The organism is Gammaproteobacteria bacterium (assembly GCA_024235095.1).
In the GTDB taxonomy this organism is placed as follows: Bacteria; Pseudomonadota; Gammaproteobacteria; order Competibacterales; family Competibacteraceae; genus UBA2383.
In genome coordinates this window covers 1,689,269-1,710,465 of the sequence record JACKNC010000001.1, presented here as the reverse complement: position 1 = coordinate 1,710,465, position 21,197 = coordinate 1,689,269, and the positions used below count along the sequence as shown (strand labels likewise).

The following is a 21,197-nucleotide window of genomic DNA, read 5'->3' as shown; positions in this document are numbered from 1 at the left end:
TGGTTGGATCAGTCTGCATTATTCTGACTTCCCCTTAATAACTCAGGCAGCGCGCGTTCCAAATCCCAGACCGGTTGATAGCCTAATTCAGCGATAATCCGGCGGGAATCATAGCAGGCCCAGCCCAGCAGCTTGTCCAACATGGCCTGAGCCTTGGGATCGCGGCGACCGGCCAGCCTGCGAACGCCATCAGCCATTTGCGCCAAGCCGCACAGCACATTGGCGGGAACAGTCCAACCGGGCATCGGTCGCCCTAACGCCTGGCGAATCAGCCGATACAACTCCCGTCCTGAATACGTCCGGCCATCGGTCACGAAATAGGTCTGACCGGCTGCAGCAGGATGCCGAGCGGCGAGCAGCAGGGCCTGCACGACATCATCGACATGCACCAGCGAACGACGGTTACCGGTTTCCGGCAGAGGCGGCAACCAGTTCTGTTGCACCGCTTTGACCAATCGCAACAAATTCGCCTTCATCCCTGAACCATAGACCAGCGCTGGCCGCAGATTGACCGTATGCATTGCCGATTCGCGCCCCATTGCCAGCACGCGTTCCTCGGCGGCCCGCTTCGCCTGACCATAAGACGTCTCTGGCGGCGCAGCCCAGCGCTCATCCACGCAATGCGTACCGGGATCGCCTACGGCTTTGACGCTACTTAGAAAGATGAACCGGCTTACTCCAGCCTCTCGCGCCGCATCCAATAGATGAAACGTCCCTTCCGCATTCACCGCCCAGTGCCGGGCCGCAAATTCGGGGGTGCTCCCGGCATCGGCATGGGCAAAGCCGGCGATATGAAAGACCGTTTTCATTCTGGCGCAAGCCCGAACCAGGCTGGCGGCATCGGTCAAATCGCCGACGATTCGCTCCAGACTTCCGGTTGCTGGTTCCATGCCTGTTCCTTGATGCTCGATACTTGATACCTGCCCCCTGACCAGAACCCGTACTCGCGCTTTCTGTTCCAGCAGCGCCGTAACCAGTCGGCGACCGATGAAACCGGTTCCTCCAGTCACCAGTACGGGATGATCCTGGAAGAAATCCTTGGTTACCACCACCGCCACCCATGCCGATGGAAAAACAATACCGCAGCGCGCAGGAACAGCCCAATATGACGAACTCCCTTGCGAGCCGCGTGGCCACCCTGATGAACAATCCGCACGGTGGGCGCGCAGGCCAGGCGCGTAACCGCCGCCAGCCGCAGACTCAAATCGAAATCCTCGAAATACAGAAAATAGTCCGGGCGAAATCCACCCACCTGCTCCAGCGCCGTCCGCCGGCATAACATGAAACAACCGCTGGCGATGGGCGGATCCCAGAGCACGGTTTCATTCACTCGTTCACGCAACTCATAGCGATCCAGGCGTTTGCGAAACCAGCGCCGGAGTGTTGCTGGGGCAAATCCGCGCAGCGCCAAGTCAAAAACTGTCGGATAGTTCTTACAAAGATATTGCCGTCGCCCTGCTCCATCCCAGGCCACCGGTGCAACCAGACCAACATCGGGATGCACCGCCAGAAATATCAAACCCTCGCTGATTGCATCTTCCTCCAGCAGCACATCAGGATTCAGAATCAGGTAAATGTCGCCATTGCTGCGCTGGAGCGCCAGATTATGCCCGGCGCCGTAACCGATATTGCCCTGTCCGCTCAGCAACTCGACCGCTTTCACCGAACACGCCGTATCCAGCACATCCCGCAAAGGTTCCCGCCATTTGGAACCCGGGCCATTATCCACCACGGTGAGTCGCATCCCGAACAACAATCCTCGATGACGAGCATGAGCCAGCGCCTGGTCAAGCCGTTCCAACACAGCTGCCAATAGCGTCAAGTTGGGCGCATAAGTGACGATTGAGACATCGAGACAGGTCACGCCACAGTCCGGGATCGATCCAGCAATTGTTTTAACTCCACGCGGCTTAGGGCAAATAATCCGTTCTCGCGCCAGACATACTCATCCTGGATAATCATCCCGGTTTCAGCGTAAAAACTGGCGATGCTGGTCAACATACGCTTTGGATTATAGCGGTGGCGGACGTAGCGTTCTCTCATGTCCATTTTTTCCTGAAACAGGAAATGCTCGTGCCAGACCCATGAAGCGGGGCTGTTCAGCAAGCGCAACCCCTGACGGCGCAGCGCCATGGAAACGCCGGCGTCCTCAAAAGCATTGGGATAACCCTCGTGCAAAAAAGGCCCGGGATTGACGGTGAACAAGGTAGCGCCAATCGGGCACCAGTCGCACTCACGAAAGACCGCGGTGGCCAGATCGGCAACATCCTGGTCGCGATCGTACAGCCCCAATTCGATCAGTTCTTCATCGAATTGCCGAATAAATCCCCCGGAAAATTGCAGGCGCCGATTGGGAAACGCTACCTTGCAGCAGACCGCTCCGACATCAGGTTGGCTCACCGCCCGGATGAGCAGCTCCTCCAGCCAGCCAGGTTCAGCGATCTCGTCATTATCAAAGATCAAAAACCACTCACCGCGCGCTTGCTTCAAAGCTTCCCGGCGACCGGCGGCTGGCCCCAGATTGGTGGGATGGTAAATGACTCGAACGGTTGGGAAATGGCCATCGATGCGCTCATGTAAAAACGCGACGGTTTCGGAATCAGAGCCATTATCGAACAGAATGATTTCGTGCGGCGGCTTTACGGTTGCTTGCAGGCTTGCCAGCGCCGCCAATGTCTGCCGTTGCTTGCCAAATGACAACATGATAATGGACAGAAAGCGGTCAAACCGGCCTTCCCGAATAGCTTGCCGCAAGCGTCCCTCGTTTTGAATGATCTTTGTGGCTTCCCGCTGGGAGATGCTGTAGGTTTCGGTCGCCTGCCGGTCGTGAAAGCGATGGTAGTACACGAATTCCGGAGCGTGAATAAACACCGAACCAGGATAGTGAAAAGCGATTCGCATCAACAAATCATAGTCCTGCGCGGCGTCAAAGCGCGGATCGAACAGGCCGACCCGGGCGAACGCTTCCCGTCCGATCAGCTTGAAATGCGTCGCGTACATCCGCTCCAGGTTTTCGGCAAAATAGTCCTGACGCGGCAAATGCTCAAAGGAAATGCGACTGACTTCCCGTCCGCTCTCATCTACATTGATGCGGGCCGAGTGGGCGTAAATAATCCCTTCGCGCCAATAACGCAAACAGGTGTCCACCGCATCCGGTCGTAAATAATCGTCGCAGTCGAGAAATCCGATAATGTCGCCGCGCGACTCGATGAGCGCCCGGTTCTGGGTTTCGGCAATGCCTCGATTGACCGGGTTGGCGAATAGCCGGAGCCGTGGATGATTCACCCATTGATTCAATATTTCCTGAATCCGTGGATCGGTCGATGCATCATCCACCGCGATCACTTCGATTTCGGGATAGGTCTGGTTCAGCGCGCTGCTCAGGCACTGTTCCAGATAATCAGCATGGTTGTAGATGGGTACGATAATGCTGACTAGCGCATTTTTATCACTGGATGCGCGGGCAACGGCGCTTCCTCCAGGCGCAGTGATAACCCCTTGGCGCAACCACCGGCGCGCTCCCTGCTTCCAGTTAAAGGGCAAACGACGCAATAACCCGCCACCGGGACCCCGATAAACGATCAAGCCCAGCCGCCAGGCGCTGTCCGCGAGCATGACCGACAGGCGGTCTCGCCGTTCGCGCAGCCAGCGAGCGCCATCACGCAGTGGCGCGGTCAACCGCCACGAACGCGAGTTCATCACCCAGGCATAACGGGATTGCCAGTCCTGATCCAATTGCGCAATTTCGAGTTGCTGGGCTTCCAATCGAATTTCAAGTTCCTGACAGCGGCGTTTCCACTCCTGATCAAGCTGTTGAATCCGGTTTTCCGATTGCTCAAGTTGGCGGTCCCGGTCTGCAACAAGCTGTTCAAGCCGACTGTGCAGTTGCTCCAATTGTCGATCTCGGTCTTCGACTTGTTGTTGAATTTTGTCATACGCGGCTTTCAGTGATTGCACGGCTAAACCGGCTTCATCCAGCTTGCGCACGGCAAGAGCGCGCTGTTCCTCAGTGGTTTTCAGTAATCGGTCCAGATGCCGGGCGCGGGCCATCATATCCATGAGCTGGCGATCACTCCATTGCGAGCGCCATTTTCCGACCAAGGTTTCAAAAGCCGCCAGCGCCTGCTGTTCGTCGGCGCTTACTCCCAGTCCGCCGCTTTCGTGAATCCGGTAGTTCGCGGAAAGCGCTGGTCGGTGTTGAAATCCACCGTGTTGCAACAATTGCAGCCAGAAATCCCAGTCTTCATAAAGATCAATTTCTTCGTCAAAGCGACAGGGACGCCCGCTGGACAGTGCGGCTCGTCGAAATAGCAGGGCGTTAATGGGGATAAAATTTTCCAGCCGCAATCGGGCGGCGTCAAAGGGATCATTGTAAATTTGCACCGTTTCCCAGTGGTCTTTCGCCAGGCGGCGGACGCAGCGAACGCCCGCATACGCCGCTATGATCCCGGATTCCCTTTCCAGGATTTCCACCAGTCCAGCGATATGATCCGGCTCGAACCAATCATCATCGTCCAGAAAGATCAGATATTCGCTCTGAGCGGCGTCCAATCCCTGATTGGCGGCGGCGCTCCGGCCCAGGGTATGGCCAGCGCTGATTATGCGCAGTGGAAAACGAGACTGGGCTTTCTCCAGCATTAATTCACCCGCGCCCCGAGCATCCACCACCACAATTTCGATGTCGGGATAGGTTTGAGCGGCGACCGAGTGGAGGGCTTCAGATAACTCGGGACGGTCCATGGTGCGCATGATCACGGAGACCCGCGGCCCCAGTACGGCGGCTGAAGCATCGATCATCCGCCACCGTTCAGCCATCACGGGACGCAGGATGCGCAAACTTTCCGCGACCGCATCGCCAGCGATGACCCAGTAACCTTCAGCCGCTTCGACCTCACGGGGCAGCGTGTACGTGCGGTAACGATTCAGCGCCTCGACATGCCGGTCATAAGCTTGTACGGATAACTGGCTGGTGAAACAACGCATCGCCTGGCTTTTGCGCTCCAGAAGGTCGGAAATATCCAGCAAGCGATTGGGCGGCAACGGCGCGCCGACTTCGTAAAACGCCAACGTTAAACCGCCACTCTGCCGGCGAGCGGCCTCCAGGGCGGCCAAACTCAGATGACGATGATCAGGATGCAATTCATAAGGAGAAGGCGCATACAACCAGCAGGCGCCAGTCATCGCTATGGCGTCGCAGAGTCGTCTGACCAGGGCTTCGTCATAGCACAGTTCCCGGTCCCGGTATTCCCAAAAGACCGGTTCGCCATAGCCAAGCACGGCGGCGGCAGCTCGACTTTCCTGACGGCGTTGCGCCACATAAGCCGCTCGATCTGGACCGTCCGGGTGAAAACCACCGCCATCAGTTAGAATAATCACGGTGACCGGATCACCGGCAGCGACATGCCGCATAATCGCGCCTGCACAACCGAAGACTTCATCGTCCGGATGCGGCGCCAACGCCAGGCTCGGACCCTTTCCCAGGATCGGCGCCGCATGATACGGGATTAACTCGCTTTCAGTGCTCATCCGCATTCGATTTTTATCGTAAAGTAATCCGCTATGCCCGAACGTAAAGACGATCCTTATTATATCCGGGATTACCAACCCGGCGACGAAACCGCCATTACCACGCTCTTTGGCCTGGTGTTTGGCCAGGTTTTGACCGAGGCGCACTGGCGATGGAAATACCTGGATGCAAGTTCAACGTCCCCGATTGCGCGCCTGGCTTTCAACGCGGAGGGCGAACTGGTGGGACATGCAGGCGCAATTTCCCTGCGCGGCTGGCGGCAGTGTCGATCAGCGCCCTTCTTCCAGATTTGCGATGTCATGGTGCATCCCGCCGCGCGCGGGCAACTCGGCAGGCGCAACCTGTTTACCCAACTGGTCCGGGAATTGTTAGAGGGATTAGCGGGACGCTGGCCTACGGCGTTTGCCTATGGTTTTCCAGGGCGGCGACCTTTCCGGCTCGGCGAATATGCCCGGGTTTATGGCGCAGTGGAGCGCGCTTCCAGTTTGCATCGAGCCGCCCAAAAAGCATTGGGGTCGTGGCTAGGCGTCCGTCCACTGAAGTGGGATGACCCTCGACTCGACGCCTTATGGGACCGCTGCGCGCCTGAATTGCCTTTGGCGCTGGTGCGCGATCGTGCTTACCTGAACTGGCGCTATGCAACCCATCCGCTTCGGCGTTATCAGCTCTTTAGTCTGTCCACCCGGTCGAATCCTGGACTCCTGGGCTGGGTGGTGATTCAACAGGAAGAACATCAGTTGCGCGTCATCGATTTACTCGTTCCCCATCACTTGTTGAATCAGGCGCTGATCGCGCTGGAACGGCTGGCTGCGGATCGCGGCGATCATGAACTGGAAATCTGGCTGCCGCCGGGTTGGCGAGATGAGATTCTTGGCCGGGTTGAATCGACAGAAGTCGTCGTCGCTAATATGGTTTGGCGGTTGCCGATTCCGACCAGTGAGGTGCAAAAGGACCTGTACTACACCATGGGCGATCTGGACATTTTCTGATGCCTTCGGGATCAAGCGATCTCCCAGAAATTTTCCAGATAACAAATTCCTAACTCACGCGAATCTTTGCACACTTCCAGTTCCGGCAAAATTTTCTCGTGATAGACCATCAATCCTTGGTCATCGAAAATGCGGGCGTGGGCGCTGTAAAGACCGCCGAGCAGCGGCGCCTGAGGGTAGGTGATCCGCACCTCGCGTTGTCGGCCACGCAGCGGCGGACGCCCTGCCAAGTGGGTGCCGGTGACATAGATGCCACGCCCATCGTCCATCTTGATCGACAGCGTCAGATGGTAGGGCAGGTCATCACGACTACACTCCAATTGCAGCCGGAAACAGAGATCGTCACCGCGTCGGCAGGGTAGTTCATTCAACAGTTCCAGGCTGACAATGCGTGCTGGCATTTCCGGACGCGCGTCGGCTTCCGCCTGTTCGCGGAATGCGTTGCGCTGCGCCTGCCAAGCTTCGTAGGCGGGTAACACCCGACTGGTCTCGCCATATTGACGAACCCGTCCTGCTTCCAACCACAGCGTTTCGTCACAAAACATGCTGATCTGGTACAGGCTGTGAGAGCAGAAAAGGATGGCGCGACCCCGATTGCGAAATTCCATCATGCGGTCGATGCACTTTTTCTGGAAGTACACATCACCGACCGATAGGGCCTCGTCTACGATCAAAATATCCGGGTCCAAGGAGGCAATAAGCGAGAACGCTAGTCGCATCCGCATCCCGGTGGAATAGGTTTTCAGCGGACGGTCGACGAACAATTCCAATTCAGCGAAAGCAACAATCTCATCGAAACGGGCTTGCACCAATCGCCGCGACAGACCGAGTACATCGCCGTACAGGAAGATGTTTTGCCGACCGGTAAATTCGGTATGAAAGCCAACACCCAGTTCCAACAGACCCAGCACGGTTCCATCACGCTCGATCATTCCCGAGCTGGGTGTCAGCGTACCGGCAATCATCTGCAACAACGTGCTTTTACCGGCGCCGTTATTCCCAACCACGCCCAGGGTGCGTCCATGGGGCAAGTCAAAACTTACTTCTTGCAGCGCCACAAAATCGCTATGGCGCCGCTGCCGGAACAGTAGTTCCTTGAGCCGGTCAATGGGCTGATCATACAGTCGGTAAACTTTGCTCAGATGGCTGATCCGCAGAGCGGGTTTGGCGTTATTCATGACAAAGCACAGCGCGAGTGATGATTAGCCAGACCCAGCCAAACCGATAAATACACGCTCATACGCTTTCACCATCTGTTCAATGGATAGTTGCTTGGCCCGTTCCAAGCCACGGGCTGCCAGTGCTTTTCTTTGATTGGAGTCGGTCAGCAGGCGCAGGATCGCCGCCGCCAGCGTCGCTGGATCGTCGGGTTGCACGAGGATGCCATACACGTTGTCGCCTAGAATTTCTCGCGGACCGTAGGGACAGTCGATAGAGACCACCGCTACGTTACAGGCCAAGGCTTCCAGCAGGGTATAGCCGAAACCCTCGAACTGGCAGGTGTGGACAAACAGGTCGGCGCAGCGCAAATAAGGATAGACATTTTCACGATGTCCTAGCAAGCGCACGGCATCGCTCAGGCCCCACTCGACAATACGCGCCTCCAGCGCAGTCCGTTCCGGGCCATCGCCCAGGATGATCAACACTGCGGGTTGCGTTACCCGCACTCGCCGAAACGCCTCAAGCAGCAGCCCAAGATTTTTCTCTGGGGCCAGTCGGGCGATGGCGCAGATAACTGGTATTTTTTCCGCTTCCAGGCCGATCATTTCCAGGGCAGACTGATGGGAGAGGGTCGCGACCGTTTCCAGATCAATACCATTGGGGATCGTGACGGTTCGGCTTAGCGGCGTGAAAAACCGCTGACGCAGCTCCAGTGCGGTGCCATGAGACGGTACGATGACCCGATCCGCCAGCAGCGCAGTTCCGGCCACCGCGGCGCGCAGGAACAACCGGCGACGAAATCCACGCTCGTAATAGCGCATGTATTCGTAAAAGGGACCGCGATAGCTGGCTATTGTCCACGTCCGCGCCTTGGCCAACCGTGCGCCAAGTGCCAGCAACGCTGCAGAATAATGCATCATGCCGAGCGCTACATCCGGCTTGAGTTCCCGCAGCAATTCGCCGGCTGCCCGCGCTTGTTGATACAGCGAGCGTGGCGTAGCAAAACCGCCTTCCAGATGATGGTGTGCAGCGTCGACAAAGTGGTCATAGCGTTCCGGGAGGCAGGCGCGCAACACGCCAGGTGCGACCAGCGTGATTCGCGTGATCCGTTGCCGGTCGAGATGGTCCAGCAGATTGGCCGTAGTTCGCTCAGCGCCGCCAAACACATAGGCGATATGCAGGATCAGCAGGTGAATGAGCGACTCCTACAGCACATCGGCGAAGCCAGGTTCCAATCGCTGAAAGACATAAGCGCCAAAGCTTAATGCGCCAGCAGCGAACAGCAGCAGTCCGAAGAGCATGACCGGTTCTGGCCAGGTGCCGGTTAACACCGCATTATGATAGGCTTCCGCGAAGAGGGTAAAAGGATTGAGATGCACCCATCCACGGAAATCTTCTGGCACCAGAGTCAACGGATAGAGAATGGGCGCGGTGTAGAACAGGGCGGTCAGCACTAAACCTAAGACCTGCGCGGTATCGCGCAGATAGACGGTAAACGCGGCCAGCAGCAAACCCACTCCGGCAGTGACCGCGAATTGCAGCATCAGCAGCATGAAAACTGCGCCCATCGTGGTCAACGATAACCCACCCTGCCACCCGGCAAGGGCGAGTAAAAACAGGCCGTAGCCGATGCCATGCACGACATAAGCGGCGGCAGTAGCGGCCAGTGGGAAAACCTGCGCCGGGAAATGAATTTTACGCACCATGTCGCGGCGATTGATAATGGCGTTGGCGGAACGGCTTAACCCTTCCTGCCAAGCAAACCAAGGCAACAGCGCCGATAGTAGAAAGACGATGAAAGGCGTTTCAGCAAACGCGGAATCCTGGGGAAAGCGGGTGCGCAGCACCGCTGAGAACACCCACCAATACAGCAAAATAAACAACAGGGGTTGCAACAGGCTCCACATCACGCCGAGCAACGAACCAGCATATTGCTCGCGCAGCTCCCGCCCAATAAAGGGCGGGAGGAGACGCCAGGAACCCCACAGGCAGTGGAGCATTAAAGCCGATGATTGCTGCATCGCCCTTTCTAGTAGCCTGTGTAGCGGACCCCGGAGTTTTCCTCATAGTATTCGCGATACCAGTCACCACCGATAAACAACCAGGTCTCGATGAACGTGTATTCCTGCTTCGGCTTGCTGTATTCCTTACCGCTAGCCGTCCGAAATTCGGGCACCGATGCTTCAATAGTAATCTTGACCTTAGCGATTTTGCCAATCCGTTCAGTCTTCTCAATACGGAAACCATGATATTTGATGGTTCCCATCTTTTGCCAATAGGCTTTCCGGCCAACCTTGGCCTGAAAAAACGGATCGAGCAAAGCATAACTGGCCGCGTAGTCCTTTCTTTGCATGGCGTCCCAGTAAAACTTGACTCTTTGGCGTAAACGATCATCGTTAAGGCGCGCTTTTTCCAATTGAATTCCTCGTGGCAACAACGGTAGTTGCTTCAAATCATCCAGTGTGAACGTATAATGAACCAACTCAGCCTGATTCAGGTTGTCGTTCTCAAAACGCTTCACTACTAGGTGATAGTTCCCATTGTGGTTGCGTAGCTCGTGTTCCATATCGAATTCCATACCCAAATTGACTCGTCCAGGCAAGCCCAATGGGATGGTGCTCTCCCAGGTTGCACCATAATCCTTTGAATAAGCGATATACACATTAGGACGGATATCACGCCAGTCTTCCCAGGCAATAAGCAGTACCCCTGGCTCTGATCCGAAAGTGATTGCGGGAAATTTGGCGTGAGTGATCTTCTGTTCATCGGTTCGCAGGGATCGCGGTTCGGACCAGGTTGAGCCGTTATCCGTGGAGTAGGTTAGATAGACATCATTTTTGGCCTGCGGATTGTTGTCGCGCAGGCGATGCGAGCCACTAAACGCTAACGCGATATGACCCTTGCCGTCGGCGGCAGCTACCAAGTGCGAAAGATCCAGGCCCTTGATAGTCTCAAAGGCAAAGCGCTTCCAGGTTTGACCCTGGTCTTCAGAATAGGCGCCCTCCAGTAGAAAATCCCGGCCATCCCCGTACTGGGATAACCAGGTTACGAACCAACGTCCGGCGGATTCGAAAGCACGATAAATCGGGCTGATCTGTTCAGGAGTTTCCGCAATCTCGACGAGTGCGCCAAAATGCTTGGCAGCGCGGTCGAAGCGACGCATCGCTATAACTTGTCGTTCTTTCGACCTGATCCAGCTGAAGATAGCGATGCTTTGATCATCGACAATCCACATGGGGTAGATGCCAGGAATTACCCGTTCTACTTCTGAAAAAGTCTTACCCCCATCTTCGGAATAGCGAAAGTACTGGTGATAGGTCTGTTTCGTTTCAAGATCGGGTTTTTCGCCGAGCCACAGTAAATAATAGTAGTCGCCGCGCTGTGCTATTTTCAGTCGTGGCAATGGCTCGGATTCGCTACCGCCGACTGACAACGATTGTGGTATTGGTCCGGTCGTTGGCAATCCAGGTAAAAGCCGTAGGTCTTTCTCGGGAAGTTTATCTCTCCACACTATGGAAAGGGTGTCTTTTCCAGAATCAATCGCCAATCCTGACAGATACTGATCGCGATTTTGGCTACTGAAATTGACTTCCGATCCATCGGGTCGGCGTACATAGAGCAATTTGTCGTCACCGTAATAGGCGAGCCACAATTCGCTTTGGCTATCGAGTGCATATTCCCAAGATGCATTGCTACCCAATGGATGTTGATTAAGCGCTTTCGGATCGTTCATGATTTCGGCGTGGATGTCGCCCGAAATCATCATCAGAAAAGTGAAAAAAAGAGTGAACAGCTTCATTAAGAAGGTACCTTGCAGGACCGCAGCAGAAAATTGATTAACAAGTAAGCTCCAAAGAATAGAAAAGGGACTGCTCGAGAGAGCAGTCCCTTTTCTGAGGACAAGCGTCGACTAAACGACTATAACGAACCCAATTGCCTTACTGGACGCCACTAGTGCCAATTGGAGCCGGAGAATTGAGGTCAAGGTCAGCAGCAAACACGCTTACACGTGGCTGGGTGGCTAAGGCTGGGGCTAGATACGACTCGCGGATACCCTTGCGCAGCCAGATCGCATTGTTGACAATGCCGACGACCGGGGCAGTGCTAGAGTCTGTATCAAGCTCCAGTGCGGACGGGTTATATTCCAGTTTGAACACAATGGCTTGATCAGTAGAACCAGAGGTGACTGTGCCAGTAGTACCGGCGACGGTGCCACTACTCACTCGCAGGTTCGACCAGCCGCCGTTCGGCACTCGGTTCAGAGCGCCTTCGGTCAGCATGGTTGATGCTTCGACAGCACCCACGCACACTACATTTTGCGGAACCTGACCTGACACTGGCAACTCATCACGGTCGAACATCACATCTTGGGTAGCCGAAGCCGGGTCCTGAACTGCTAACCGAACACGGGCGTTCAGATCACCCCGCAACTGAGGGGTACCGCTGCCCATCGCTCTCGTCGCAATCGGCGTCACGAAGAATTTGGTGACAAACTCGCCTCCAGTAGCCGTGAAAGGCATCAAGGCTACAGGGACAAAACTGTTGGCGATCACTTCGCCAGCAGTTTCAACCGAATCGGAGAAGTCGTAGGGATTGCTAACAACAGCCCCACCCCCAGCGGTTCCGGAGTACAGACCAGCGGCGTTATAAGCGGAATAGCCCCATGCAGCGCCAGCCGCAAACTCCAAGATAATCGCTTCGCCAGCCACCGAATTAGCTGTGCTAACCAAGCCCGCCCCTGTTAAGGTATCGTTGTTGTCAACGATCAGAAACGCGCGCACCGGCAGGGCGATGTTTAACAACGAAAAGGTTTTGCTGCCATAGTCAACATTACTGGATGTTGCAACATCCTCAAACAGAATGCCTAGGTTGTCGATCCCGAAGCGCTCTGCTACGTCAAACGTAACGATATCGTTTGGGCTAGATGGCAACCGGTCGTCGACCTCGGCGCAAGACGCAAGGTTGTTCTCCGCGTTGCTGCCATTCTTGTAGTAATAGCGGTAATGCAACTGGTTTGAAGCAGGACCTTGAAAGAAATCTTCGTAAATGTTGATCGTGGAAATCAAGGTAGTGACAGTGTCACTGGCCACCACATAGGGAAAGAGAATCTCATCAGCCTGGGCGGTACCAATGCCAACCGCCGACACGCCCATGGTCGCCGCTACGGCGGCTGCAAGCTTGTTCATCTTGAATCTCATGATTTAGCTCCTATCTGAAACTTCCGACAGAGGGTTAAGGTAACAAAGGTTCCTGCTAGAACGGTAGAAAACTAACCTGCTGTGGATTCTACACAACAGTTTGTTGTTGTCAATACACGAAACCACAAAAACTCGACTCAAAATCAGTATACTTAAACCTTTCCTTAGTCTCAAGGTAAAAAATTGCTTTATATGCCTAAAACATACCTTAAAACGGCGAAATTTTGGGCGTCTTGCCCGGTATCAATCTAATCTATGGTTGTTTCAATAAAACAACAAACACACTTCAAAGCGATATTATCAGACTTTACTTCGCAACTTCGTTTAGTAAAGCAAAGCTCCCTTCAATTGGCTTACCCGCCTTTCTGCCAACCAAACCATAATTCCTGGTAAATGTGTTCCAGACCATGCGCAAACTCTTCAGTTGAAAAAGGCAACCGCGTCGCACGGCAATGCATTAGTTGAGTTTGTAATTTTTTCAAGCGATCTGAATTGCTGGCCAGACTGACGGCTCGTTCTTCATATTCCTGGTTACTTCCAACTATTAATTCATTTAATCCTAATGCGCTCAACAAACTAGCACAAACTCTCGAATGAAAGCTTAAGCCTGGTTGCGTCAATACGGGCAAACCCGCCCAAAGCGCATCGCTGGCCGTAGTATGGGCATTGACTACGAAAGTATCCAGAAACAGATTCGCTAACCGGTGTCGCTCCAAGTGCTCCGCCTTGGGTAAACGCGGGGCGAAAATTAACCGCCCAGGATCGACGCCTTGCTCGTCCGCCGCACTGCGCAGGTGAACAGCAGTGCGTGACGTATTAGCCAGCAACCATAACACACTTCCCGGCGCCTGTCGCAGAATTCGCATCCAGATACCGAATATGCGCGGCTCGATTTTATAAGTATTGTTGAAACAACAATAAACAAAACCTTCTTCCGGAAGACCCGCAGCGGTTCGCGTTAACCCAGCTTCAGCAATCGGCTGTTCATCATCATTAATTTGATAACAATCGAGATAGACCGGCTGCTCGCTAAAAAATGGTCTCGATTCCTCGGGCAATACCACACGATCGGCAATCATGTAAGGAACGTAGTCTGCGCCTAGCGTACCCGGATATCCCAGGAAGGCCACCTGCACCGGGGCTGGCCGCAACGCAAAAATTTCGGGGCGGGCAAAACGAGTGTAACCATGCAAATCGACGAGTACATGAACGCCGTCCGCCGCAATTCGGGTTGCTGCTTCAGCATTACTCAGACCATGCAACTCCACGAATCGATCGCAGGTCTGGGAAATGTCTTGCCAATAATAGCTGCCATCGCCAGGGCGCAGGCTATAACCAAAAATCTCGAACCGCGCTCGGTCATGTACCCGAAACAGCTTGCGGATCAGGTGCGCAGTCGCGTGGTCACGGAAATCCCCTGAGACATAGCCGATGCGCAACCGTTCATCATCTTGTCGGGGCGCCCAATGAATAGCCAGCTTTTGGCGAGCTGGCGCCATCAATGTGTCTACCGCGGTCGCTTGCGCCCGAGCTACCGCCAAATGTTGGGCCGGATCCATCGGCAGGCTCAACAGACGATGTGGCTCCAGGCCAGCGACAAAACCATAGCGGAGCGCATCTCCCAGCAACTCATCCAAATGGGCGGTCATCGCTTCCCAATCGGTCCAGTCACACTCTTTCTGCGCCTCGAAAGTTTGCATCATATACAACCCGCGCCCGGTATATCGCTTATGCAGACTGTCCGGCAACGTCTCATCTGGCAGCCGCCACGGCTCGAATTCCCGCTCCAGGGCGGCATGAGGATAATGCGCCTGCAAATCGTTCAAAATCGCATCCGCTTCATCAAATCGCCACAGCATGGCCAGCGCCCGCGCCTTAGCGCACCGGGCGGCGAACTCGACGGCGGGAACGGCGATCAACGGCTCCAGTTCGGCCAGGGACTCCTCACAGCGGCGCAACCGGTTCAACAGGCGCGCCCGATTCAGACGCCAATCGGCATTTACCGACGCCAGCGCCAACCCATCATCAATGAACGCCAGCGATTTTTCCCATTGACCAAGCTGAAATTCCAGACTCGCCTGATGGTGGAGCACCTCCAGGCATTGTTCAGTTGACAACGGCAAGGTCTGCGCCCGTTCACAGGCGGTCAGCGCTTCCTGCGGACGCTTCAACCGGCGCAACGCCTCAATCTGGCGCAACAGAATCTGGGCATCGTTGGGGAATCGCTCCAGTAAACGAGTGGATGCCGTTAACGCCGCTTCATTTCGGTTAAGCGCCAAGCAGGCAACTATTTGACCGAACAGACATTCACGATCATCCGGCTGTAATGCCAGCGCCTTTTCAAGCGCTTCGATGGCTTGCTCAATCTCGCCCAGTTCCCAATAAAGCCGTCCGATATGACGCCAGGCTTCAAAATTATCCGGTTGCGCCGCGCTGCGTTGCCGGTAGCGGGCCAATTCCTGATTCAACCATACGCGACGCAGCGCGGCCTGAGCTTCCGGTTGCATCAATCGCTCCTTTGAAAATTCTTAACCCGCATTATTAAGCACCGGCTCAACCGCCCGCATCTTGCGTTTAATTTCGTCAGTAACCGCATCAATTTCATCGGTATTCTGCACCACTCGCGGGGTGATCAATACAATCAATTCAGTGCGATCCACCTGCTCGCTGGTATTGCCAAACAGCGCGCCAAGCACGGGAACCTTATAAAGCACCGGAATGCCATTCTGACCCTCAGTGCGATTGTCGCGGATCAGACCGCCTAATACCAGGGTCTGGCCATTTTTGACCGTCACTTTGCTCGTCACAGTGCGCTGCAGGAACGCGCGCTCTTGCCGGGCAGTCGTACCCGCCTGGCTAACATCCACCAGAGGTCCCACATCAACCACTTCCTGTTTGATTTCCATGTTGACGATGCCGCCGGAGTTGACCCGAGGCAATACCTCAAGCAGCACGCCAGTGTCTTTATAGGTGACTCCACCGCTGGTCGTCACGTTGTTCACTGTACTGGTGCCGGACGGAATCGGCTGCTGCGTGCCGACTCGAATCGTCGCCTGCTGATTGTCTACCACCATGACTTGTGGAGAAGAGAGCACTTTGACCTTGGAATCTTTCGCCAGCAAATTCAGCAGCACCTTGACGATGTCGTCACTGCCGGTAATCGCATAAGAGAACTGGCCGGATGGGATACTACTGAGCGCGTCTGTCAGGGCCAGGTCGGTGGGGAGACCCAGCGAACCTGTCCCCGTGTAGTCTCTACCCACTGAGTTATTGAAAAACCATTGCAGCCCATATTGCAACTGGCCAGTCAGCGTCACCTCGGCAATGGTGGCTTCGATCAGCACCTGCCGGGGGGCGACATCGATCGTTTGCAGGGTATTGAGAATCCGTTCGTAATTCTGGCTGGTCGCCCAGATCAGCAGTGAATTGTTATCGGAGTCCGCGACAATTCGCACTTCTTCCATGCCAGCGCTGGGTCCCCCCGATCCTAAGACAGTGCCAATTCCACCAGAGGCTTTGCCCGCCGAAGCAGACGTTGAACTACCCGGCGCCGACAAGCCGCTGGCGGATGAACTCCCTGATGTGGAAGACAGACTACTGCTCAAACTTGAACTTGTATTCAATCCGCCGCTACTGGACAATTGCGCGCCTTTCAATCCAGGGGCCAGTTCGCCGCCGCGCTCCGCGCCCTTTCCTCCCCCTTCCAGATTGAACAGACCATTCAGCAATTCGGCAATATAGTCCGCCCGGCTGTTCTGGACGGGATAGACATATAAGCGTTCGCCACCGATGCCATCCAGCCGTTCGATCCAGACCGCCACCTCGCGCAGATATTCGCGCTGTGGGGAAATGACCAGCACCGAGTTCAGCTTGCTGAGCGGCACCAGCCGCACCAGCCCGGCAATGGGCGTTCCGGAGTTTTCGCCCAGTAACTGATTCAATTCGTTGGCCAACGCCTGACTTTCGACGTTGCGCAGCCGAAACATGCCGATTGACATTCCTCGGAGCCAGTTGACGTCAAAGGTGTCAATGGTGTCCTGAACGCTGTTCAACTCCTGGGGAGTGCCGGCCAGTATTAACAGATTACGGGTGGGATCGACCTTAAGAATACTGCCTTCAGGCAGAAACGGCGCGATGATCGTTTGCATCTCGACCGCGCTGACATAGCTCAGCGGCACAATACGCACACTGTAACCCACACGGCCACCCCTCAGACGCGGGGTCAGATTGCCCTGGCGCAGCACGCCCGCAGCCGGGATAATCCGGTACACACCCTCTTCACGCACCAACACCGCATTGCTCGCACGCAACAAGGTCTCCAGGGTGGGCAGCAATTGATCCTGGGTCAGCGGTCGGCTGGTCTGGACCGTCACTTCGCCCTGCACCTGAGGATCAATGACGTAATTCTCCTTCAAGGTATCGAACACGACCTTGACCACATCGCGGATGCTGGCACCCTCGAAGTTCAGCGTGACACCGTGGCCCGGCGCTGGCGTAACCGGTGCTGCACGAGCTAATGGCTTGCTGGCCTCGCGTAAGTCGATAAAGTTGCCGGTGCCGGGAAAGATCTCTGTCCTCCGGGATGGGGAAACCGCGGAGGAGTCCGACGAACGCATTCCCATATCCCCGTTCAATTCCGACCGAGCGCTCAATTGCAGCGCATTGCGCGAAGGCGCCGGCGTTGCGCTAACCGTCACCTGCTCCGTGCGCGCCGCTTCAAGGGGAGCGCTATCACCGCTCTCTGGAGGAGTCGCGCACGCGCCTAGCAGCAGCGCCAGTAATCCTCCGCTTATTAACGATCTAACCCAGGTTTTACTCAATGGACTGTACTCTGCAAATTCTTATCGTAACCGTTCAGTCCCCCCCTTTAGCAAAGGGGGGTGAGGGGGGATTCTGACCCCAGCGACCATGCGAAATCCCCTCCGACCCCCCTTATTTCAAAGGGGGGAGGTGAACGCTTATTTCTTATCAAGACCTTGACGCTGGCCTTGGCGGAGAGGCCACAGGTTGGCCTCGTGGTGGAATAACCCGACCCGGCGTGGGCGGTCGTGGCGGAGAGGGTTCGCGTTTGAGCACCAGCTCGCGAACCTGTGGGCCTTTGCGCAGCACCACCCGATCCGCGCTTACCGACTGCAACTGCCAACCATCCACCGTTTCGCCTTGGGCGATGCGCAATACTGGCGCATTCTTGGGTTCGGTGGGGCGCAGGAGCGCCGCCGCCGCCCCAGGAACCAGTAATACGCCAATCAAATCAAGCGGATGGTCAGGTTCGGGCGGCGGCGCAGCCGGCGGTTCGAGCGGTTCATCCTCCTCTGGCCGGCGGGCGTCGATAAAAACCGGACGCGCTACGATCTCGGCGTAGTGAACCAAGGGTTGCGGTTTAAACGGCTTGGGCGGCGGAACGGTCACCGCAGGCGGCGCATCGGCCACAATCGGCGTTGGCAGGCGTGGCGGATGCCGCCATTCCATGTACAGCGCACCTACTGCCGCTGCGCCCATCGCCAGCCAAAACAACGGCCCTACCCACTTGGCGAACATCTAGCCATGCTCCTTGCGCAGGTAACCGGATATTTCCATCTGACTGTTCAGTTGTACGCGCGTGTAAGGCGCGATTTTCCCATCGGGCAACCGGGGTCGAAATTGGCGCGCTGTGACCTGGAGGTTATCGACAAACAGCAGCGGCACTTGCGATTCCAAACTATGAAGCACTTTTTGCAACGCTTCCACATCGCTCTGCACCGTAGCGCTGACCGCTACGCGCACCATGCCGCCTTCCTCGATGACCGGTAATGCTTGAACGCTTAGCAAACTGCCTTGCGCGCCTTCCACCAGATTTTTGACGCGCTGTTGCAAATCCGCCGCGGCCAGCGCAGGCGCCGCTTGCGGGAGAAAATAAGCAGCAGTGCGTTGATCATTACGAATAGCCTGAATCGCTTTTTCCAGTTCCGGGCGGGCCGCGGCCAACCGTTCCAGGTTCTGCAAGCGGCTCATTAATCGTTCAGCGTTATCCTGATAATAGCGATATCGGCCCATCCATAGTTGATCCACGCCCACATAGAACAGGCCCACCGCCAACGCCAATAAAAGCAGGGCGAACCAGCGATGGCCGAGTGATGGAGAAGATACGGGATTCATCAAGGCTCCAACACCACTTGTGCGCTCAGCACGAAACGCTCCTTGCCTGTCCGACGATCATTGGTGACCGGGGAAGTAAAAGCGACGCCCCCCAGTAATTTGGATTCGTCGATTAACCCGACCAGCGCCGACGCACTCGATGACTGACCGATCAATTGCAACGCATCGCCATTAATTTGTAAGCGCTCCAGCCAAGTATTATCCGGTAAAAGAACGGTCAGCTCACGCAGCAAATCGATGACCGGCGGTCTGCTCTGCTTCTTTTGCAATAAAAACCGGGATGACTCAACCGCTTTTTCCAGTTGTTCGCGCAAATCCAGCACCTGGCTGGAATCCCGCTGCAAAATATCGACCTGCTTTTGCAAGCGAATCACCAACGTCCGTTGCTGCCACAACGGCAACAAGGCCGCAGCTAGCATCAGGCTCAGACTGACGACCACCAGGCTATTTCGCAGACGCCGGGGCCAAACGCCGCGGCGCGGTCGTTTTTCAACGGGCAGCAGATTAATGCCCTTCCGACCGCCGCCCACATCGACGATATCCGGCGTTACTCCGAGTCCGGCCAATGCTTCCAGGGTTGCATCCACCTCCGCGCGCGGCAATGCGGACAGTTCGACCCGAATTCGCCGTTGCTCCGGTTGACGCTCAAGGATCAAGGTATCGTAATACAATTGCTGGGCGCTGAACGGCGTTAACCGGTCCATGTCGTAACCCAGTACTTGACGTAGGTTGCCAGCAGCGGCGATGGGCAACGTCACCACTCGGGTTAGCGCCCGATTGGCCAGCATCCGCAAAACGATGGCGGTGGGCCGTTCGGTTCGCACCAACTTGCGCAGGGTTTCCCGGCTCAAGGATTCCCAGGGTTGCCGGGTTACTTCCTCCCGTTCGTCCCTTTCCTGCCGAAATAATGCCAGTCCATTGGTGTCGGGTTCAATGATCAGTTGTCGTTGTGAACCCGCAAGCTTCCTGCGAATCGTCAGTGGCAGCCAACCCAATAAGCCCTCGCGCCACCAACGCCAGAGGGTCAACGGACTCCATTGGACGTTACTTTTCAGAATTTGCGGGTAAAGTGCAGTCACGGATCACAATCAAATGGCGGTAAGGCCGTTAATAGCAGGAAGTTTCGATGTTGCCATAGCATATTTGCCTAGTCAGGGCGCCAGTCGCCAGGACAGCCATCGCACCATCTGTCCCGGCGGTGGATTTTGGGTTGAGGCGACCGCTTCCACACGCACCGTTGTTCCGGTTTCGGTCTCGACCATGGCAGCGATATGATAAACACCCGAACGGCTACCGGAAAAGAACGAGCGGCCATCCATTGCGGGCAGTGGCGGCGGCGGAGCGTCCTCGCGAGCGGTCTGAGCGCGCGCGTTGACATAATCAGCAATGGTTTTCTCGTCGAGTCCGGTTGTAGCGCGCAGCACATCGATGGACGCCAGCGTTGGGTTAATACCGGAAATCCGGGTATCGACCGTCGCTACGCGGGCAAAGCGCCGGGCCGTTTCCGGGTCAATGCCCAGCACCTGTTGTAATTCTTCAAGACTGTCGAACGAGCCATTTTTGGGGCCAGGCCGCCCGGCAGCGCGATATTCAGCGCTTTCCGCGCCATCCGGTCGCGTCTGATCGTCGGGATCGCGCCAGTCTTCAATGGCGGCAACCTGATGATCCACATCCGCCTCGTTTACGCCGATTCCCAACAACGTTTCCTTCAGCAACAGGGTATTGGCATTATTCAGACTGACTCGGCCAGCCGCATCTTCAATGCTGATTCGCACTCGGCTGCCGCCGAACGCCCACTCATGGACATCCCCGTTAGCCGGCCATTGTTTCTGCGCTGCAAAATCCAGTTGCCAAGCCAGCACATAGGTTGCCGCCGCCTCAGCGAGCGCCCGAGCCTGAGCGCGCTCGATCATGGTGGTCGCCAAGCGGGTTTCAACCCGCATCGAATAGGCAAAGCTGCCCGCCATCACCGTCAGCAGGGTCACAATCCACAGGACGATCACCAATACCATGCCGCGCATCCGTTCAGTCCCCCCCTTTAACAAAGGGGGGCTAGGGGGGATTTTGTGCGAGTTGCCAATGCGCAATCCCCCCCGACCCCCCTTTTTCAAAGGGGGGAGATGATGATGGTAACGGGGGAGATTTTTCAAAGGGGGGAGGTGAATGCTTACAGTGCAATCCATCATG

At 55.9% G+C, this 21,197-nt stretch carries 15 protein-coding genes; 1 reads left to right on the top strand and 14 read right to left on the bottom strand.

The window, feature by feature from the left end; genetic code table 11:
• Window positions 1–8 precede the first annotated feature (8 nt).
• The 3 genes from H6973_07535 to H6973_07525 are packed head-to-tail and all read right to left on the bottom strand — an operon-like array spanning window position 9 to window position 5,532.
• Entirely contained in the window at window positions 9–1,049 is a 1,041-nt protein-coding gene (locus H6973_07535) for an NAD-dependent epimerase/dehydratase family protein (protein MCP5125480.1), read from the bottom strand.
• Window positions 1,043–1,879: a glycosyltransferase gene (locus H6973_07530; GenBank protein ID MCP5125479.1), complete on the bottom strand. Its 837-nt coding sequence runs from the start codon at window positions 1,877–1,879 to the stop codon at window positions 1,043–1,045. Before H6973_07530 ends, H6973_07535 begins: the two co-directional genes overlap by 7 nt.
• Window positions 1,861–5,532: a glycosyltransferase gene (locus H6973_07525; GenBank protein MCP5125478.1), complete on the bottom strand. Its 3,672-nt coding sequence runs from the start codon at window positions 5,530–5,532 to the stop codon at window positions 1,861–1,863. Before H6973_07525 ends, H6973_07530 begins: the two co-directional genes overlap by 19 nt.
• A 27-nt stretch (window positions 5,533–5,559) precedes the next feature.
• Here H6973_07525 and H6973_07520 point away from each other — a divergent pair, with 27 nt between their 5' ends.
• The gene (locus H6973_07520) at window positions 5,560–6,516 is read left to right on the top strand and encodes a GNAT family N-acetyltransferase (GenBank protein ID MCP5125477.1); all 957 of its coding nucleotides are present in this window, start codon (window positions 5,560–5,562) and stop codon (window positions 6,514–6,516) included.
• A gap of 11 nt (window positions 6,517–6,527) precedes the next feature.
• On the opposite strand, the gene H6973_07515 is transcribed toward H6973_07520, so the two are convergent.
• The 11 genes from H6973_07515 to H6973_07465 all read right to left on the bottom strand — a co-directional run bounded on the left by H6973_07515 (window position 6,528) and on the right by H6973_07465 (window position 21,196).
• Window positions 6,528–7,694, bottom strand: a complete 1,167-nt coding sequence (locus tag H6973_07515) for an ABC transporter ATP-binding protein (protein MCP5125476.1) — start codon at window positions 7,692–7,694, stop codon at window positions 6,528–6,530.
• 24 nt (window positions 7,695–7,718) lie between these two features.
• The gene (locus tag H6973_07510; GenBank protein ID MCP5125475.1) at window positions 7,719–8,843 is read right to left on the bottom strand and encodes a glycosyltransferase; all 1,125 of its coding nucleotides are present in this window, start codon (window positions 8,841–8,843) and stop codon (window positions 7,719–7,721) included.
• A 39-nt stretch (window positions 8,844–8,882) separates the two neighbouring features.
• Window positions 8,883–9,698: an ABC transporter permease gene (locus H6973_07505; GenBank protein MCP5125474.1), complete on the bottom strand. Its 816-nt coding sequence runs from the start codon at window positions 9,696–9,698 to the stop codon at window positions 8,883–8,885.
• Between the two features lie 8 nt (window positions 9,699–9,706).
• Window positions 9,707–11,476, bottom strand: coding sequence for an exo-alpha-sialidase (locus tag H6973_07500; GenBank protein MCP5125473.1), 1,770 nt, complete (start codon window positions 11,474–11,476; stop codon window positions 9,707–9,709).
• Window positions 11,477–11,615: 139 nt separating this feature from the next.
• The gene (locus H6973_07495; GenBank protein MCP5125472.1) at window positions 11,616–12,863 is read right to left on the bottom strand and encodes a hypothetical protein; all 1,248 of its coding nucleotides are present in this window, start codon (window positions 12,861–12,863) and stop codon (window positions 11,616–11,618) included.
• 365 nt (window positions 12,864–13,228) lie between these two features.
• Entirely contained in the window at window positions 13,229–15,382 is a 2,154-nt protein-coding gene (locus H6973_07490; protein MCP5125471.1) for a tetratricopeptide repeat protein, read from the bottom strand.
• Window positions 15,383–15,403: 21 nt separating this feature from the next.
• Complete coding sequence (gene gspD, locus H6973_07485; GenBank protein ID MCP5125470.1) at window positions 15,404–17,695, bottom strand: type II secretion system secretin GspD; 2,292 nt, start codon at window positions 17,693–17,695, stop codon at window positions 15,404–15,406.
• Between the two features lie 148 nt (window positions 17,696–17,843).
• Window positions 17,844–18,413, bottom strand: coding sequence for a hypothetical protein (locus tag H6973_07480; GenBank protein ID MCP5125469.1), 570 nt, complete (start codon window positions 18,411–18,413; stop codon window positions 17,844–17,846).
• Window positions 18,414–19,010 carry a hypothetical protein gene (locus tag H6973_07475; protein ID MCP5125468.1) on the bottom strand — a complete coding sequence of 199 codons (597 nt, stop codon included), beginning with the start codon at window positions 19,008–19,010 and terminating at the stop codon, window positions 18,414–18,416.
• On the bottom strand, window positions 19,010–20,089 hold the full coding sequence (locus tag H6973_07470) for a PilN domain-containing protein (GenBank protein ID MCP5125467.1): 1,080 nt from the start codon (window positions 20,087–20,089) through the stop codon (window positions 19,010–19,012). The genes H6973_07475 and H6973_07470 overlap by 1 nt, the downstream gene beginning before the upstream one ends.
• 72 nt (window positions 20,090–20,161) lie before the next feature.
• The gene (locus H6973_07465; protein MCP5125466.1) at window positions 20,162–21,196 is read right to left on the bottom strand and encodes a general secretion pathway protein GspK; all 1,035 of its coding nucleotides are present in this window, start codon (window positions 21,194–21,196) and stop codon (window positions 20,162–20,164) included.
• Between the last annotated feature and the right edge of the window lies 1 nt (window position 21,197).

Coding starts and splice junctions, on each gene's coding strand:
- H6973_07525 (MCP5125478.1), bottom strand. CDS start 5,532: ATGCGGATGAGCACTGAAAGCGAGTTAATCCCGTATCATGCGGCGCCG.
- H6973_07520 (MCP5125477.1), top strand. CDS start 5,560: ATGCCCGAACGTAAAGACGATCCTTATTATATCCGGGATTACCAACCC.
- H6973_07515 (MCP5125476.1), bottom strand. CDS start 7,694: ATGAATAACGCCAAACCCGCTCTGCGGATCAGCCATCTGAGCAAAGTT.
- H6973_07505 (MCP5125474.1), bottom strand. CDS start 9,698: ATGCAGCAATCATCGGCTTTAATGCTCCACTGCCTGTGGGGTTCCTGG.
- H6973_07500 (MCP5125473.1), bottom strand. CDS start 11,476: ATGAAGCTGTTCACTCTTTTTTTCACTTTTCTGATGATGATTTCGGGC.
- H6973_07495 (MCP5125472.1), bottom strand. CDS start 12,863: ATGAACAAGCTTGCAGCCGCCGTAGCGGCGACCATGGGCGTGTCGGCG.
- H6973_07490 (MCP5125471.1), bottom strand. CDS start 15,382: ATGCAACCGGAAGCTCAGGCCGCGCTGCGTCGCGTATGGTTGAATCAG.
- H6973_07480 (MCP5125469.1), bottom strand. CDS start 18,413: ATGTTCGCCAAGTGGGTAGGGCCGTTGTTTTGGCTGGCGATGGGCGCA.
- H6973_07475 (MCP5125468.1), bottom strand. CDS start 19,010: ATGAATCCCGTATCTTCTCCATCACTCGGCCATCGCTGGTTCGCCCTG.
- H6973_07465 (MCP5125466.1), bottom strand. CDS start 21,196: ATGATGGATTGCACTGTAAGCATTCACCTCCCCCCTTTGAAAAATCTC.